Annotated in this window: 18 protein-coding genes and 1 riboswitch; of the genes, 3 read left to right on the forward strand and 15 right to left on the reverse strand. The window is 74.2% G+C overall.

Annotated elements, in window-relative coordinates; translation table 11 throughout:
- Positions 1-81: 81 nt before the first annotated feature.
- Complete coding sequence (locus tag ACIGZJ_RS15975; RefSeq protein WP_031072501.1) at positions 82-585, forward strand: transcriptional regulator; 504 nt, start codon at positions 82-84, stop codon at positions 583-585.
- A gap of 112 nt (positions 586-697) precedes the next feature.
- On the opposite strand, the gene ACIGZJ_RS15980 is transcribed toward ACIGZJ_RS15975, so the two are convergent.
- The 6 genes from ACIGZJ_RS15980 to ACIGZJ_RS16005 form a co-directional block, all read right to left on the reverse strand.
- Positions 698-1675, reverse strand: a complete 978-nt coding sequence (locus tag ACIGZJ_RS15980; protein ID WP_396457774.1) for a hypothetical protein — start codon at positions 1673-1675, stop codon at positions 698-700.
- Between the two features lie 180 nt (positions 1676-1855).
- On the reverse strand, positions 1856-2683 hold the full coding sequence (locus ACIGZJ_RS15985) for a thioesterase family protein (RefSeq protein ID WP_392933938.1): 828 nt from the start codon (positions 2681-2683) through the stop codon (positions 1856-1858).
- Positions 2684-2810: 127 nt separating this feature from the next.
- A complete protein-coding gene (gene nusB / locus ACIGZJ_RS15990) occupies positions 2811-3248 on the reverse strand; it encodes a transcription antitermination factor NusB (RefSeq protein ID WP_350521226.1) in 438 nt (145 codons plus the stop codon).
- Between the two features lie 4 nt (positions 3249-3252).
- Positions 3253-3816 carry an elongation factor P gene (gene efp / locus ACIGZJ_RS15995; protein WP_396457775.1) on the reverse strand — a complete coding sequence of 188 codons (564 nt, stop codon included), beginning with the start codon at positions 3814-3816 and terminating at the stop codon, positions 3253-3255.
- An 83-nt stretch (positions 3817-3899) separates the two neighbouring features.
- Positions 3900-5006: a M24 family metallopeptidase gene (locus ACIGZJ_RS16000; protein ID WP_396457776.1), complete on the reverse strand. Its 1107-nt coding sequence runs from the start codon at positions 5004-5006 to the stop codon at positions 3900-3902.
- Positions 5007-5082: 76 nt separating this feature from the next.
- Complete coding sequence (locus ACIGZJ_RS16005) at positions 5083-6222, reverse strand: HoxN/HupN/NixA family nickel/cobalt transporter (RefSeq protein ID WP_396457777.1); 1140 nt, start codon at positions 6220-6222, stop codon at positions 5083-5085.
- Positions 6223-6254: 32 nt separating this feature from the next.
- A riboswitch (cobalamin riboswitch) is annotated at positions 6255-6448 on the reverse strand.
- A 95-nt stretch (positions 6449-6543) separates the two neighbouring features.
- On the opposite strand from ACIGZJ_RS16005, the gene ACIGZJ_RS16010 reads away from it, so the two are divergent.
- A complete protein-coding gene (locus tag ACIGZJ_RS16010; protein WP_396457779.1) occupies positions 6544-6948 on the forward strand; it encodes an ArsR/SmtB family transcription factor in 405 nt (134 codons plus the stop codon).
- Between the two features lie 67 nt (positions 6949-7015).
- On the opposite strand, the gene ACIGZJ_RS16015 is transcribed toward ACIGZJ_RS16010, so the two are convergent.
- Positions 7016-7495 carry an SRPBCC family protein gene (locus tag ACIGZJ_RS16015; RefSeq protein WP_396457780.1) on the reverse strand — a complete coding sequence of 160 codons (480 nt, stop codon included), beginning with the start codon at positions 7493-7495 and terminating at the stop codon, positions 7016-7018.
- Entirely contained in the window at positions 7492-7971 is a 480-nt protein-coding gene (locus ACIGZJ_RS16020; RefSeq protein WP_396457781.1) for an RNA polymerase sigma factor, read from the reverse strand. The genes ACIGZJ_RS16015 and ACIGZJ_RS16020 overlap by 4 nt, the downstream gene beginning before the upstream one ends.
- Before the next feature lie 171 nt (positions 7972-8142).
- On the opposite strand from ACIGZJ_RS16020, the gene ACIGZJ_RS16025 reads away from it, so the two are divergent.
- Positions 8143-8604, forward strand: coding sequence for a DUF3995 domain-containing protein (locus tag ACIGZJ_RS16025; protein WP_396457782.1), 462 nt, complete (start codon positions 8143-8145; stop codon positions 8602-8604).
- Positions 8605-8700: 96 nt separating this feature from the next.
- Here ACIGZJ_RS16025 and ACIGZJ_RS16030 read toward each other — a convergent pair whose 3' ends face one another.
- The 7 genes from ACIGZJ_RS16030 to ACIGZJ_RS16060 all read right to left on the reverse strand — a co-directional run bounded on the left by ACIGZJ_RS16030 (position 8701) and on the right by ACIGZJ_RS16060 (position 14855).
- Positions 8701-9510: an Fpg/Nei family DNA glycosylase gene (locus ACIGZJ_RS16030; RefSeq protein WP_396457783.1), complete on the reverse strand. Its 810-nt coding sequence runs from the start codon at positions 9508-9510 to the stop codon at positions 8701-8703.
- An 86-nt stretch (positions 9511-9596) separates the two neighbouring features.
- A complete protein-coding gene (locus tag ACIGZJ_RS16035) occupies positions 9597-10499 on the reverse strand; it encodes an ATP-binding protein (RefSeq protein WP_396457784.1) in 903 nt (300 codons plus the stop codon).
- 151 nt (positions 10500-10650) lie between these two features.
- Positions 10651-11079, reverse strand: coding sequence for a type II 3-dehydroquinate dehydratase (aroQ, locus tag ACIGZJ_RS16040; protein ID WP_396457921.1), 429 nt, complete (start codon positions 11077-11079; stop codon positions 10651-10653).
- An 8-nt stretch (positions 11080-11087) separates the two neighbouring features.
- Positions 11088-12176, reverse strand: coding sequence for a 3-dehydroquinate synthase (gene aroB, locus ACIGZJ_RS16045; protein ID WP_396457785.1), 1089 nt, complete (start codon positions 12174-12176; stop codon positions 11088-11090).
- The gene (locus ACIGZJ_RS16050) at positions 12169-12690 is read right to left on the reverse strand and encodes a shikimate kinase (protein ID WP_396457786.1); all 522 of its coding nucleotides are present in this window, start codon (positions 12688-12690) and stop codon (positions 12169-12171) included. Before ACIGZJ_RS16050 ends, aroB begins: the two co-directional genes overlap by 8 nt.
- Positions 12687-13871 (reverse strand): chorismate synthase, encoded by a 1185-nt coding sequence (gene aroC, locus ACIGZJ_RS16055; protein WP_396457787.1) that lies wholly within the window; start codon positions 13869-13871, stop codon positions 12687-12689. The genes ACIGZJ_RS16050 and aroC overlap by 4 nt, the downstream gene beginning before the upstream one ends.
- A 153-nt stretch (positions 13872-14024) precedes the next feature.
- Complete coding sequence (locus tag ACIGZJ_RS16060) at positions 14025-14855, reverse strand: shikimate dehydrogenase (RefSeq protein WP_396457788.1); 831 nt, start codon at positions 14853-14855, stop codon at positions 14025-14027.

A 14855-nucleotide genomic window follows, 5' to 3' on the forward strand; every position in this document is an offset into this window, starting at 1 on the left:
GCGTCGAACCCACCGGTAACGACGTCGGCAATCGCCCGTGACCCACCACTGAACGCGAAGCAATCTCGTCCGGGGAGATCAATGTCCAGCGACTACGCGAAGCAACTCGGAGGCAAGCTCCGAGCGATCCGCACTCAGCAGGGGCTCTCCCTGCACGGTGTCGAGGAGAAGTCCCAGGGGCGATGGAAGGCAGTCGTCGTCGGCTCGTACGAGCGCGGCGACCGTGCGGTCACCGTGCAGCGGCTGGCCGAGCTGGCGGAGTTCTACGGCGTCCCCGTGCAGGAGCTGCTGCCCGGCGGCACGCCCGGCGGCGCGGCCGAGCCGCCGCCGCGCCTGGTGCTGGACCTGGAGAGACTGACCCAGGTCCCCTCCGAGAAGGCCGGTCCGCTGCAGCGCTACGCGGCGACCATCCAGAGCCAGCGCGGCGACTACAACGGCAAGGTGCTCTCGATCCGCCAGGACGACCTCCGCACGCTGGCCGTGATCTACGACCAGTCGCCGTCGATCCTGACCGAGCAGCTGATCTCCTGGGGCGTGCTGAACCCCGACGCGCGCCGCGCGGTGCGCGAGGAGGAGGCGAGCTGACCGCTCGCCCCACCGGCTCCACAGGCGGCCCGTGCAGGGCCTGCAGAAACGTCACGGCGCGGCCCCCGGCATTCCACCGGGGACCGCGCCGTCGCGCTTTCCACCGCGGGGCTCAGCAGACCGTGCCGAGGCTGAAGCCCGGCTCCGCCGGCACCCCGTCCAGCCGCACCGCGGCCGCGGTGGGCGCCCAGTCCTGACCGCCGCTCGCCCAGGCCCACGCGATCGGCCGGTACTCCCCGCAGGCCGCCGCCGAGCCCTGCGAGCCGTGCAGTACCGCCAGGCCGGGCAGCTCCCGGGCCAGGCCCGCGCAGAGCACCGCACAGACCAGCTCCAGGTCCTCGTCGTTGATCCGGACGACGCCGTCCTCCCACTGCAGCACCCGGGCCGCGGCGGACAGCCGCCCGCCCGGCGCGTCCACCGCCACGCGCAGCTCGTAGACCCCGCAGCCGGCCCCGACCAGCATCCGGCGGAACACCTCGGCGCCGCGTTGGTAGGCCTCCCGGACCGACCGCGCCTGCACCGCCCCCGCGGCGTCCGTACCGGCCCCGCCGTCCGCACCTGCACCGCCGCCCGCGCCGCCCGCACCGGCCGGACCCTCCGCGTAGAGGCCCCCGTCGAGCAGCAGGTCGGCGTGGCGCAGCGTCAGCCCGTTCTCCCGGGCGCGGGCCAGCCGCGGGAGGAAGTCCCCGGTCAGCTCCTCGCCCTGATAGGCCAGCAGCTGGGTCTGCAGCGGGGGGTTGACCAGGTAGCGGTCGCGGGCGGCCGGCTCGGCCGGATCGACCCCGTGCAGCAGGCAGAACTCCGCGAAGTCCTGCGGGTGGAACATCCGGGCCCGGACCGTGCGGAAGCGCCGCCGCGCCTCGGTGAGCAGTTCGGCGGTGTCGCACAGGTACCGGTCGTAGTCGGGGGCGTCGGACAGCTTCCAGGCCCGGGCCCGCTCGAAGTCGGCCTCGCTGGTCAGGATGCCGATGACGAAGGCCTGCTCACCGCGGTCGGCCCGGCGCCGCTCGTGCAGCGACCGCGCCCGGGGGCGGGGGCCTGCGGCGGCGGTGCAGTCGGTGGTGCGGCGGGCGCGGCCGTTGCGGCTCATCGAGGGCTCCTGGGGGCGGGTGCGGTCAGCGGCGGGGGTGCCGCTGACCGTTGTCCTCCCCAACCCCGCGTGCCGCACACGTACGGCGTGTCACAGGAATGTAACCGACGGTGAGCCGTGCGTGCCGGGCGCCCTGACCGGGCCCCAGGGCCCGTCTTCAGGCGCCCGCGCGGGGGCGGGTCAGGCCTGGCGCGGCACCCGGGCCAGCTGGCGGGACTGCGCGACCAGGCGTCCGGACTCGTCCCAGACCTCGGCGTCCTCCTCGAAGTAGCCGCCGGCCAGGTTGCGGGTGGCGTGCGTCACCCGCAGCCAGCCGGGTACCGGCCTGGCCCGCAGGTGGACGGTGAGCTCGACGGTGGGCGCCCAGCCGGGCATCCCGAGGTCGAAGGTGACGGGCGGCAGCGCGTCGGCGACCAGCAGGAGCAGCAGCGGGTCGGGGTCGCGGCCGTCGGCGAGCTTGAACCAGCCCTGGATCCGCCCGTTGCCGGACGGCTGTCCGAGCGCCCAGCCGACGGTGGCCGGGTCGAGTCTGAGGTCGAAGCGCTCCAGCAGAGCGGCCTGCTCGATCAGCTGGCGGGGGGCGTGCTCCATGCCGATGCACTGGTCCGGCGGCGGCAGCTGCGGCGGGGTCGCACTGGTGCGCACCTCGCCGTCGGCGGTGGCGAGGTCGCCGTGGCTGGCGACCACCCGCAGCCGCTCCACACCGTCCTGGCTGAGCGAGGCGGTGCCGGTGGACAGGCCGCGGCCGGTGCGCAGCACCTCGGTGCGCACGGTGGCCGGGCCGGGGCGGGAGGCCGAGAGGTAGTAGCCGCTGATCGAGACCGGGTCGGGGTGGTCGCCGTGCTCCAGGGAGAGCGCGTGGCCGGCCATCGCGAGCAGCAGTCCGCCGTTCACCCCGCCGCCGATCTGCCAGCCGGTGCCCAGGTCGCCGTCGTAGCGGCCGGGCTCGTCCGGGTGCGGGGTGAGCGCGATGCCCTGGTCGAACTCGCTGCGGGTCGCCGTGGTCATGGGGGTGGCCTGCCCTTCACTGCGGGGGTTACCGGTGAGTAGGGGCCCAACATACGCCACCCGGTTGAACGCACGACGGCCGCCGGACCATTTCCGGTCCGGCGGCCGTCGGCCACTGCGCGTCCTACTACCGCCGAATGCTCGGCTTCAGCTCCAGGAAGCGGGCGAGCAGGCCGTTGACGAAGGCCGGGGAGTCGTCCGTGGAGAACTCCTTGGCGATCTCGACGGCCTCGTCCAGGACGACCGCGTCCGGGACACCGTCCTCCCAGATCAGCTCGTACGCGCCGAGCCGCAGGACGTTGCGGTCCACGATCGGCATCCGGTCGAGCGTCCAGCCCACCGCGTACTGCGAGATCAGGTCGTCGATCCGGCGGGCGTGCTGAACGTAACCCTCGATCAGCTCCATGGTGTACTCGCCGACCTGGGGGGTGCCCTCGTCGGGCTTGGGGTCCCGGGCGCGGGCCACCCAGTCGGCGAGGACCTGCTGCGGGTCGACCCCGCGGTGGTCGGCCTCGAAGAGGATCTGGAAGGCCCGCGTGCGGGCCTTGCTGCGTGCGGCCGACACGGACTTACTTCACCCGGCCGAGGTAGCTGCCGTCGCGGGTGTCGACCTTGATCTTCTCGCCGGTGACGATGAAGAGCGGGACGGCGATCTCGGCGCCGGTCTCCAGGGTGGCCGGCTTGGAGCCGCCGGTGGAGCGGTCGCCCTGGACGCCGGGCTCGGTGTGCGAGATGGTCAGCTCGACCGAGGCGGGGAGCTCGACGTACAGCGCCGAACCGTCGTACATGGCGACGAGGGCCTCGAAGCCCTCGAGCAGGTACTTCGCGGCGTCGCCGACGACGGCGGGCTCGATCGTGGTCTGGTCGTACGTGTCCGTGTCCATGAACACGAAGTTCTCGCCGTCCTTGTACGAGAACTGCATGCCGCGCTTGTCGACATTGGCGGTCTCGACCTTGGTGCCGGCGTTGAAGGTCTTGTCGACGACCTTGCCCGTCAGGACCTCCTTGAGCTTCGTGCGCACGAAGGCCGGGCCCTTGCCGGGCTTGACGTGCTGGAACTCGACGACGGACCAGAGCTTGCCGCCCTCCAGCTTGAGGACCATGCCGTTCTTGAGATCGTTCGTGGAAGCCACGGGCGCACTAACTCCTGGATATAGCTGTCAAGGAACCAAGGGTTGCGTCCTGCCGCCCGCAGCAGCCGCACGACGGCCGCGGGTCACAGGGCGAGGAGCTCCTTGGTGGTGATGGTGAGCAGCTCGGGTCCGCCCTCTTCGAGGGGGCGCACCACGAGCGTGTCCTCGATCCGGACACCGCCCTTCCCCGGGAGGTGGACCCCAGGACCGACGGTGACCGGCACGCGGCTGTCCAGTTTACCCATGTCCGAGGGCCCCAGGCGCGGCGCCTCCCGGATCTCCAGCCCGATGCCGTGGCCGACCGGGTGGGGAGAGGCCTCGGTGTGCCCCGCGGCCTGGAGGATCTCCCGGGCGGCCTGGTCGGGTACGTACTGCTCCACGCCCGGGCCGAGCGCCTCCCGGGCGGCCCGCTGGGCCCGGAACACCAGCCGGTGCAGCTCCACCTGCCAGGGCGCGGGCGCGGCCCCGATCACGAAGGTCCGGGCGGTGGAGACGCCGTAGCCGCGGTACTGGGCACCGAGCACGACGGTGAGGAAGTCGCCCTCCTCGACCCGGCGGTCGGTGGGCTGGTGGGCCTGCTGCCCGGAGTGGCTGCCGGTGCCGACGGAGACCGGGAAGGCCGCCCGGTCGGCGCCGTGGTCGATCATCCGGCGCTCCAGCTCCATCGCCAGGTGCCGCTCGGTGCGGCCGACGAGGATCGACTCCAGCAGCTCGCCGAGCGCCTGGTCGGCGATCTCGGCCGCGATCCGCAGGTCGGCGATCTCGTGCTCGTCCTTGACCGCGCGCAGCCGTTCGACGGCCTGCGCCAGGTCCGCCAGCCGGACGCCCTCGGCCAGCCCGGCCACCGCGCGGTGCCGGCTGACGGTCAGGTCGTGCTCCTCGACCGCCAGGTCCGCGACCCGCAGCCGGACGGCCGCGGCGGCCGCGGCCAGCACGGTGTCCGCGCCGGCGGCCACCGGCAGCTGGGTGAGGTCCTCGCCGATCGCGCGGTCCCCGGTGTCGTCCGGCGGCAGGTCGTCCGGCAGGGCCAGCACCACCCGCTCCCGGGTGAGCAGCACACTCGCCCCGCACGGCGGGCATCCGGTCAGGTACCGGACGTTCGCCGGCCGGGTGATCAGCGCCGCATCGGCCCCGGACGCACTGCAGTGCTCCCTCAGCCGCTCCCGCCGGCCCGCGTACGCATCAGCCATGCGTCGAGCCTACGGAGCCCCACCCCGATCCGCCCGCCGAGCAGACCCGACCGGGCAGCCCCCGCCCCGGGCGGCCTCAGACCTCCGTCGGAGCCGGAGCCGGAGCCCCGTCCGGGGACGGGGTCCAGCGCTGTTCGACCCTGGCCAGCCGCCAGTACGCGATCGCCGCGCCCCAGACCACCACGAAGAGGCCGACGAGCACGTAGCCGACGTTGTCCAGCGACAGCTCCGCGATCCACCCGCTGACCGGGTCGGTCAGATCCAGCTTCTCGTGCAGCACCCCGACCAGCTCGATCGTGCCGATGACGAAGGCCACCGCGATCGACAGCCCGGTGATGGTCAGGTTGTAGAACACCTTGCGCACCGGGTTGGAGAACGCCCACTGGTAGGCGAAGTTCATGAACGTCCCGTCCAGGGTGTCGAACAGGCTCATCCCCGCCGCGAACAGCAGCGGCAGGCAGACGATCGCGTACCAGGGCAGGCCCGCCGCCGCGCCGGAGCCGGCCATCACCATCAGCGTCACCTCGGTCGCGGTGTCGAAGCCGAGGCCGAGGACCATGCCCACCGGGAACATCTGGCCGGGCCGGGTGATCGAGCGGGTGGCCCGGTTCAGCACCCGGGCCAGGAAGCCGCGCGCGTTGAGGTGCTCCTCCAGCTCCGCCTCGTCGAACCGCCCGGCCCGCATCGACCGGAACACCTTCAGGATGCCCAGCAGGGCGACCAGGTTGAGCGCGCCGATCAGGTAGAGGAAGGCCCCGGAGGCGGTGGTGCCGACCACTCCGAGCCACTTGTGGGTGGCGGACTCGTCGTCCATCAGCGTGTTGGCCAGCTGGGCGCCGCCCGCCACCAGGGCGGCCATCAGGACCACCATCGAGGAGTGTCCGAGGGCGAACCAGAAGCCCACCGAGACGGGCCGCTTGCCGTCCGCCATCAGCTTGCGGGTGGTGTTGTCGATCACCGCGATGTGGTCCGCGTCGAAGGCGTGCCGCATGCCGAGCGTGTACGCGGTGACACCCAGGCCCACCCCGAAGACCTGGGTGCCGACCGCGTACTCCTGGGGGGCGACCAGGAAGACGAGCGTCCCGAAGGCCACCACGTGCATGGCCAGGATCACCCCCATGAGCCCTGCCGTGCGGATCGTGTCCTCCCGCCGCCAGCGGAAGGACGGCAGCACGGCGGACGGCGCCGGCGCAGCGGCGGTTTCGGGCAGGGTCATCGTGGGATCACGCTCCAGCACCTCGTGGAATGACGTTCGTGAGATGCCGTGGCCGGTCTCCTGGCTTACGGGGCGTCCGTACCCGCCTTCCCAGGTGCGCGAGGCACCCAGTGGCGTCGTGGATAGGACGACTCCCCCCGATCACAGTGGCGAGGGCCGCTCCGGACTGGGGACCTCTGAAGGTCCGTCACCGGTCTTCCCGAACACCACGGCGGGCAACACCGTAGGGCCCCTCGCAACACCCTTGCAAGGCTGCGCACCTGCGCAGGTGTCCAGGATCACAGCCCGGCGGCCACCCGGGCCGGCTGCAAGAATGGGCCCATGCATCTCGTACCGGCCGACCGCGAGGGCCGGCGCACCATCGACGGGCACCGGGTCTGCGAGGCCATCGCCGCGATCGGCGACACCGCGCACGTCCGCTCCTGGGCCGAGCGGTTCTCCCTGCTCGCCGATCCCGGCCGACTCGCCCTGCTGCTCGCCCTGCACCGGGCCGGCCCGCTCGCCGTCAGCGACCTGGCGGTGGCCACCGGGATGCGCGATCCGGCCGTCTCCCAGGCGCTGCGGCTGCTCCGCACGGCCGGCGCCGTCACCGGCGACAAGGACGGACGCGTGGTGCGCTACCGGCTCGTGGACGACACCCTGCGCCCCCTGCTCGACGAGTGCGCCGCCGCCGAGCACCACGAGCCCGTCATCGAGCAGCCCGGACCGGCCACCGCCACGGGCTGACCCGCCCTCCGCCGCGCTCGGCGCCGTCCCGCCCGGGTGTGGAACCGACCCGTGAGCCGGACCGCCCTCAGCCTTCCCGGACCAGGCGTTCGAAGCGGCGCAGCGAACGGTCCGCCAGCGGCTCGGTGACGGGGTGGAGGGCGCGGGCGAGCAGGGCCGCGCCGGGCAGCCGGAACGCCCCGAGGAAGGCGAAGCGGGTGCCGTCCGACTCGGGCCTCGCGGCCAGACCCCCGAGTAGGAAGCGGCTGCGCATCAGGCACCAGCCCGGCGCCTGCTCGACGTCGAAGCGGGCGCGCAGACGGGAGTGGCCGACCACCAGGGCCTGCCGGCGGCCCTCCGCCGGGCCCTCGCCGAGGCGGACCGACCGGATGTCGGGCAGCCAGCGCGGCAGTCGGCCCTCCAGGTCCGCGGCCACCGCCCAGACCTGGTCGAACGGGACGTCGATCACCGTCTCGTGGACGGCGCCGCCCGGGGTGGCGGCGGCGATGACGTGCAGGCGGCGGACCGGGTCGAAGTCGGCTACCGGCCAGGGGATGCGCTCGGTCACTGCTGCCACGCCCTTCGGAAGCTGAGTCGGGCCCGGGACAGCCGGGACTTCACGGTGCCGGTCGCCACGCCCAGCAGGTCGGCGGTGGCCCGCTCGTCCAGGCCCTCGATGTCGCGCAGCACCAGGACGGCACGGTGCTCGGGGGTGAGCCGGGCGAGGACGTCCTCGATGTCGGTGGCGAGCTGCGGATCGCCGGGGCGGGGCAGCTCGGAGAGGTCGGCGGGGACGCAGCGGGCGACCCGCCGCACATGCCGGACCGCCTCGCGGACGGCGATCGAGCGGACCCAGCCGAACAGCGCGGCCGGGTCCTTGAGCTGGCGCAGTCGGCGGAACACCGCGATCAGCGCCTCCTGGGTCGCGTCCGGCCCGTCGTCCAGCGCGATCGGACCGCAGAGCCGGCGCACGTACGGTGTGACCAGCTCCAGCAGTTCGCTGACGGCCAGCTGGTCGCCGCGCTGGGCGGCACGGACCAGCACGGCGGTATCCGTTGGGGTGTCGGGACCATCCACGTCCGATCAGAGGCGCCGAAACCGCCGGACGTTCCCTCGTCCGCACCGCTTTCCACTGTGACGCTCGCCACGGGAACGTCCGCCCGCCGGGGCGGCTCCTGTGGGGCGACACACTGCCGGGACATCCGAGGGGTCGCCATGAATCGCCGCCGTACCGCCGCGCTCGCCATCGCCACCGTGCTCGCCGCCGACGGGCTGCTGCACGTCTACTGGGCCACCGGCCGCACCTGGCCGGCGCCGGACACCGCGGCGCTGTCGCAGCTGGTGCTCAACGCCGACGTGCCCTTCACCCCGCGGGTGGTGCTGCCGCTCGCCGCGCTGCTGTTCTCGGGCGCCGCGCTGGTGGCGGCCCGCGGCGGGGTAATGCCCGCCACCGCCCGCCGACTGCCGGCCCTCGCCCTGCGGTGGGGTCCGCGCGCGGTCGCGGGCGGACTGCTCGCGCGCGGACTGGCGGGGCTGGTCTGGGCGGCCGGGATCGGAGCCGAGACCGACTCGGCCTTCTACCGGCTCAACCTGGCCGTCTACACGCCGCTCTGCCTGGCCGGCGCCGCGGCCGCGTGGACGGTGGCCCGTGACGCCGGGCAGCGTGCGCCGCGCTGAGCACCCCGCACCCAGGTCCTGTCCGGCCCGCCCCCGGCACAGGGGTGTCCGGGCGCGCACCGGCAGACCCGACGCGCCCGGGCGGGGTGCGCCTGGTCAGACCCGCTGGCAGCCCGGGCACCAGAACAGGTTGCGCGCGGCGTGCGCCTCCGTGCGCACGTCGGTACCGCAGACCAGGCAGGGCATCGCGGCCCGGCGGTAGACGTAGACCTCGCCGCCGTGGTCGTCGACCCGCGGGGGCCGGCCCATCGCCTCGGGGGTGTGCTCCGGCCGGACGGTGTCGATCCGGCCCGCGTCCGCCCCCTCGCGCATCAGGTCCACCAGGTCGGCCCAGATGGCGTCCCACTCGGCGCGGCGCAGGTCGCGCCCGGCCCGGTGCGGGCTGATGCCCAGCCGGAACAGCACCTCGGCGCGGTAGACGTTGCCGACCCCGGCCAGCACCTTCTGGTCCATCAGCAGCGCGGCGACCGTCGTGCGGCTGCCGGATATCCGCCGCCAGGCGAGCTCCGGATCGGCGTCCGCCCGCAGCGGGTCGGGCCCGAGCCTGGCGGCGACGGCGGCCTTCTCGGCCCCGGTGATCAGCTCACAGGTGTTGGGGCCGCGCAGGTCGGCGTAGCCCTCGTCGTTCTCCAGCCGGAGCCGGACCAGCCCCACCGGCTCGGGCGCGGGGCCCGGGGCGAAGGTGAAGCCGCCGTAGAGGCCGAGGTGGATGTGCACCCAGGCGCCCTCCTCGAACCCGAGGAAGAGGTGCTTGCCGGTGGCCTCGGCCTCGGCCAGCACCTGGCCGTCGATCACGGCGGCGTCGTCCGCGAACCGGCCCTGCGGGCTGGACACCCGGACGGGGCGGCCGCCGAAGGCCGTGCGGTTCTCGGCGGCGAGACGGTGGATGATGTGGCCTTCCGGCACGGGCGTCGGCTCCCCCCGTTGGTTCGACTGGACGCGTCCATCATCGCAGTCGGCACCGACACTCCGGCCGGGCCCGCGGTCAGCGGTCAGCGGACCGGGATTCCCATCAGCCGGGCCAGGATGACGCGGTCCAGCTCGGCGGCGGTGGCGGCGACGTCCAGGTGGGAGTTGTCGATGATCGGCAGCCCCGAGTTGTACCAGCCCGCCATCCGCCCGTGGATCCGGGCCACCTCCTCGTCGCTGAGGCGGCGGTTGCCGCTGCGCCGGGCGTTGCGGCTGAGCACCGAGTCCAGGCTGGGCAGCAGCACCACGGGGATCATCCCGGGCCCGATGTGCCGCTTCCAGCCGCCGAGGCCGATCGCCGGGCGGTCGGGGAAGACGGCGTCGTCGATGATGCAGGAGATGCCGTTGGCGAGGTAGTTGCGGCAGGCGAAGCCGCAGGTCCGGCGGGCCAGCCGGTACTGCGCCTCGGAGGCGTTGTTCCAGCCGGACTGCGGGTTGGCGAAGCCGGCCTGCACCCACTCGCGGACGTCGTCCAGGCTGATGTGCGCCGTCGGGGTGGGGCGGCGCTCGGCCCAGTGCCGGGCGACGGTGGTCTTCCCGGCGCCGGCCGGGCCGATCAGCAGGACGGCCAGCGGGCCGGCCGGCGTGTGCTGCTGCGGCGGGTGGGCCGGGAGCTGCACGGGAGCGCCGGAGGGAAGCAGGAAGTGCCCGGTCGACCCCGCGGGCACCGGCGCGCTCGGCGCCGGCCGGGCGGCGGCGGGCACCGGAACACCGACGGGCGGAGCGGGCGGCGGCGGGACCGGCGGCACGGCACCCGGCGGCACCGGACCGGGAGGCACGGCACCCGGCGGCACCGGGGCGGACGGCGCCGGCGGGTGGCCGCCGTACCCGGGCTGCGGCGCGGCGGTGGCGGTACCGGGGTACGCCGGGGCCGGCGGAGCGACGGGACGTGGGGGGAGCTCTCCACCCCCGGAGTACTGCGTCACGGTCACCTCCCGACATCTTTCAGCGGGGACACTACACGGCGGCCCGGCGGCGGGCACAGTCCGCCGCCGGGCCGACGCCGGGCCGTCGGCAGGCCGCTGACCAGGGCTCAGCCCCGGATCACCCGGGAGTCACCGGGGGGTCACCGGGCGGTCAGCGCGTGGTGAGCTGCTCGGCGAGGGCGCGCAGGGCCAGTTCGTACGAGCCGAGGCCGAAGCCGGCGATGGTGCCGGAGGCGACCGCGGCGATGACCGAGGTGTGCCGGAAGACCTCCCGCGCGTACGGGTTGGAGATGTGCACCTCGATCAGCGGCGCCGTCCGCTGCGAGGCGGCGTCGCGCATCGCGTACGAGTAGTGGGTGAAGGCACCCGGGTTGATCACCACGGGCACCCCGCCGTCGGCCGCCTCGTGCAGCCACTCCACCATCTGCTGCTCGGAGTTGGTCTCGTGCACCTCGACCTCGAAGCCGAACTCGCGGCCGAGCGCGGTGCAGCGCTCGACCAGCCCTGCGTACGAGGTGGCGCCGTAGACGTCCGGCTCGCGGCTGCCGAGCCGGCCGAGGTTGGGGCCGTTGAGCACCATCACCCTGGTCACGCGGAGACCTCCGCGTAGGCCGCGACCAGCAGCGACGGGTCGGGGCCCTCCAGGACGGAGGTCCTGCCCAGGCCGTCCAGGACGATGAAGCGGATCAGGTCGCCGCGCGACTTCTTGTCGATCTTCATGGCGTCCAGCAGCTTCGGCCAGGCGTCCGCGCGGTAGGTCAGCGGCAGGCCGACCGAGGCCAGCACCGCGCGGTGGCGGTCGGCGGTCTCGTCGTCCAGCCGCCCGGCCAGCCGGCCGAGCTCGGCGGCGAACACCATGCCGATGGAGATCGCCGCGCCGTGCCGCCACTTGTAGCGCTCGTTGCGCTCGATGGCGTGCCCGAGGGTGTGGCCGTAGTTGAGGATCTCCCGCAGGCCGGACTCCTTGAGGTCCCCGGAGACCACGTCGGCCTTGACCTGGATGGCCCGCTGGATCAGCTCGACGGTGTGCGGCCCGGACGGGCTCTTCGCGCCCTCCGGGTCGGCCTCGATCAGGTCGAGGATGGCCGGGTCGGCGATGAAGCCGCACTTGATGACCTCGGCGAGCCCGGAGACGTAGTCGTGCTTCGGGACGGTCTCCAGGGTGTCGAGGTCCGCCAGCACGCCCACCGGCGGGTGGAAGGCGCCGACCATGTTCTTGCCCTCGGCGATGTTGATGCCGGTCTTGCCGCCGACCGCCGCGTCGACCATGCCGAGCAGCGTGGTGGGCATGGAGACCCAGCGCACCCCGCGCAGCCAGGTCGCGGCGACGAAGCCGGCCAGGTCGGTGGTGGCGCCGCCGCCCAGCCCGACGACCACGTCGCTGCGGGTGAACCCGGTCTGCCCGAGCACCGACCAGCAGTACGCGGCGACCTCGGCGCTCTTCGCCTCCTCGGCGTTGGGCACCTGGAGGACGATCGCCTCGTAGCCCTCGCCGAGCAGGTCCTCGCGGATCGCGTCCGCGGTGGCCTCCAGCGCCTCCGGGTGGATGATCGCCACCCGCCGCGCCCGGGTGCCGATCAGCGGCGCCAGCTCGCCGAGCAGCTGGTGCCCGATCAGCACGTCGTACGGGTCGTGGCCGGCGCTGCCGCCGACGTGAATCCTGACGGTGTCAGTCATGGGGGGTCTTCAGCTCCAGTGCTTCCAGTACGGCGTCCGCGACCTGTCCGGGCGTGCGTCCGGCGGTGTCGACGACGGCGGTGGCCACCTCCAGGTAGAGGGGGCGGCGGGCCTCCATCAGCTCGCGCCAGCGGGCCCGGGGGTTGACGGCCAGCAGCGGGCGGGGGGCGTCCAGGCCGACCCGCTTGACCGCGTCGGCCAGCGGGACCTCCAGGAAGGCCACCGGCAGGTCGCGCAGCAGCGCGCGGGTGGCCTCGGCCAGCACCGCGCCGCCGCCGAGCGCCAGCACGCCGCCGTGGGATTCGGCGGCGGTGCGCACGGCCGCCGTCTCCAGCGCGCGGAAGTGCGGCTCGCCCTCGTCGATGAAGATCTCCGGGATCGGCTTGCCGGCCAGCTGCTCGATGTCGGCGTCGGTGTCCCGGAAGCCGACGCCGAGGCGCTCGGCGAGGGCCCGCCCGACGGTGGACTTGCCACTGCCGGGCGGGCCGACCAGCACCACCAGGGGTGCGGTCATCGGACGATCAGGTTGTCCAGGTAGCCCTGGACGTTGCGGCGGGTCTCGGAGACGTGGTCGCCGCCGAACTTCTCGCTCACCGCGTCGGCCAGCACCAGCGCGACCATCGCCTCGGCGACGATGCCGGCGGCCGGCACGGCGCACACGTCGGAGCGCTGGTGGTGGGCCTTGGCAGGCTCGCCGGTGCGCACGTCCAGGGTCTGCAGGGCGCGCGGGACGGTGGCGATCGGCTTCATCGCCGCGCGGACCCGCAGCAGCTCACCGGTGGAGAGGCCGCCCTCGGTGCCGCCCGAGCGGCCGGAGGTGCGCTTGATGCCCTCGGCGGTCGGCACGATCTCGTCGTGCGCCTGCGAGCCGGGGACGCGGGCCAGGTCGAAGCCGTCGCCGACCTCGACGCCCTTGATCGCCTGGATGCCCATCAGCGCGGCGGCCAGCCGCGCGTCCAGGCGGCGGTCCCAGTGCACGTGCGAGCCGAGGCCGACCGGGACGTTGTAGGCCAGCACCTCGACCACGCCGCCGAGGGTGTCGCCGTCCTTGTGGGCCTGGTCGATCTCGGCGACCATCGCCTTCGAGGCGTCCTGGTCCAGGCAGCGCACCGGGTCGGCGTCCAGCCGGGCCTCGTCGGAGGGCAGCGGCAGCACGCCGGCCGGGGCCTTGGCGGCCGCCAGCTCCACCACGTGGCTGACGATCTCGATGCCGCAGGTCTCCTTGAGGTACGCGCGGGCGACGGCGCCGAGCGCGACCCGGGCGGCCGTCTCCCGGGCGCTGGCGCGCTCCAGGATCGGGCGGGCCTCGTCGATCGAGTACTTCTGCATGCCGGCGAGGTCGGCGTGGCCGGGGCGCGGGCGGGTCAGCGCCTCGTTGCGGGCCAGTCCGGCCAGCACCTCCGGGTCGATCGGGTCGGCCGACATGACCTGCTCCCACTTCGGCCACTCGGTGTTGCCGACCATAATCGCCACCGGGCTGCCCATGGTCTCGCCGTGCCGGACCCCGCCGAGGAAGGTGACCTCGTCCTGCTCGAACTTCATCCGGGCGCCGCGGCCGTAGCCGAGCCGGCGGCGCGCGAGTGCGTCGGCCACCACCTCGGTGGTGACCGGAACGCCCGCGGGCAGGCCCTCCAGCGTCGCGACGAGTGCGGGGCCGTGCGACTCCCCCGCCGTCAGCCAGCGCAACGTACCCAACGGAGCTCCTTCGTCAGCGGACCGGCCACGGCCCCTGCCGCGGCCCGCCCGGGCGTGCCTTCTCCCCTGAATCCTTTCATGCCCGGAGCACCCCCGGGCGCGGAGTCCGGGTGGCGGACGGCCACCGGCCGGGTGGCGGACGCCTCCCCCGCGCTACCGCCCGGCCAGGGCCGCCTCGCCCGCCGCGCGGACGGCGGCCAGCGGGCCCGGGGTACGGCCGGTGAAGCGCTCGCTCTGCAGGACCGCCTGGTGGACCAGCAGGTCCAGACCGCCCAGGACGGTCGCGCCGTGCTTCGCGCAGGCGGCGGCGAGGGCGGTCGGCCACGGGTGGTACAGCACGTCGAACAGCGCGCCCGGCTCGGCCGTCAGCTCCTGCGCGAAGCCGTCGGTGGCCCCCGCCGGGGTGGTGGAGACGGTCAGCGGGTGCGCCAGCGCCTCCGCGCCGCGCTCCCAGTCGGCCGTCCGGACGGCGACGCCCAGCCGCTCGCCCAGCTCGGCCATCTCCCGGGCCCGCTCCGGGCCGCGCACGTAGACCGTCACCTCGCCGGTGCAGACCTGGGCGAGCGCGGCCAGCGCCGAGGAGGCGGTCGCCCCGGCGCCGAGCACGGCCGCGGCCGGCACCTCGGTGATCCCCCGCTCGCTCAGCGCGTTCACCAGCCCGGGGACGTCGGTGTTGTCCCCCACCCGCCGCCCGTCCGCGGTGAACAGCACGGTGTTCACCGCGTCCACCGAGCGCGCGGTCGCGCTCACCTCGTCCAGCAGCGGGATGACCGCCCGCTTGAGCGGCATGGTGAGCGACAGGCCCGTCCACTCGGCCTCGTCCAGCCCGGCGAGGAAACCGGGCAGGCCGGCCTCGTCCACCTCGAAGCGGTCGTAGCGCCAGCCGTCCAGACCGAGCGCCGCAAAGGCGGCCCGGTGCAGGTCCGGCGAGAGCGAGTGGGCGATCGGCGAGCCGAGAACGGCTGCCCGGTGCTTGCTGGTCAA

The sequence above is a fragment of the Kitasatospora sp. NPDC052868 genome, from assembly GCF_044547105.1.
Lineage (GTDB): Bacteria > Actinomycetota > Actinomycetes > Streptomycetales > Streptomycetaceae > Kitasatospora.

Excerpts from the sequence above, each read along its gene's own strand:
- ACIGZJ_RS15975 (WP_031072501.1), top strand. The coding sequence starts at position 82 with ATGTCCAGCGACTACGCGAAGCAACTCGGAGGCAAGCTCCGAGCGATC.
- ACIGZJ_RS15980 (WP_396457774.1), bottom strand. The coding sequence starts at position 1,675 with ATGAGCCGCAACGGCCGCGCCCGCCGCACCACCGACTGCACCGCCGCC.
- ACIGZJ_RS15985 (WP_392933938.1), bottom strand. The coding sequence starts at position 2,683 with ATGACCACGGCGACCCGCAGCGAGTTCGACCAGGGCATCGCGCTCACC.
- ACIGZJ_RS16000 (WP_396457776.1), bottom strand. The coding sequence starts at position 5,006 with ATGGCTGATGCGTACGCGGGCCGGCGGGAGCGGCTGAGGGAGCACTGC.
- ACIGZJ_RS16005 (WP_396457777.1), bottom strand. The coding sequence starts at position 6,222 with ATGACCCTGCCCGAAACCGCCGCTGCGCCGGCGCCGTCCGCCGTGCTG.
- ACIGZJ_RS16010 (WP_396457779.1), top strand. The coding sequence starts at position 6,544 with ATGCATCTCGTACCGGCCGACCGCGAGGGCCGGCGCACCATCGACGGG.
- ACIGZJ_RS16025 (WP_396457782.1), top strand. The coding sequence starts at position 8,143 with ATGAATCGCCGCCGTACCGCCGCGCTCGCCATCGCCACCGTGCTCGCC.
- aroQ (WP_396457921.1), bottom strand. The coding sequence starts at position 11,079 with ATGGTGCTCAACGGCCCCAACCTCGGCCGGCTCGGCAGCCGCGAGCCG.
- aroB (WP_396457785.1), bottom strand. The coding sequence starts at position 12,176 with ATGACTGACACCGTCAGGATTCACGTCGGCGGCAGCGCCGGCCACGAC.
- ACIGZJ_RS16050 (WP_396457786.1), bottom strand. The coding sequence starts at position 12,690 with ATGACCGCACCCCTGGTGGTGCTGGTCGGCCCGCCCGGCAGTGGCAAG.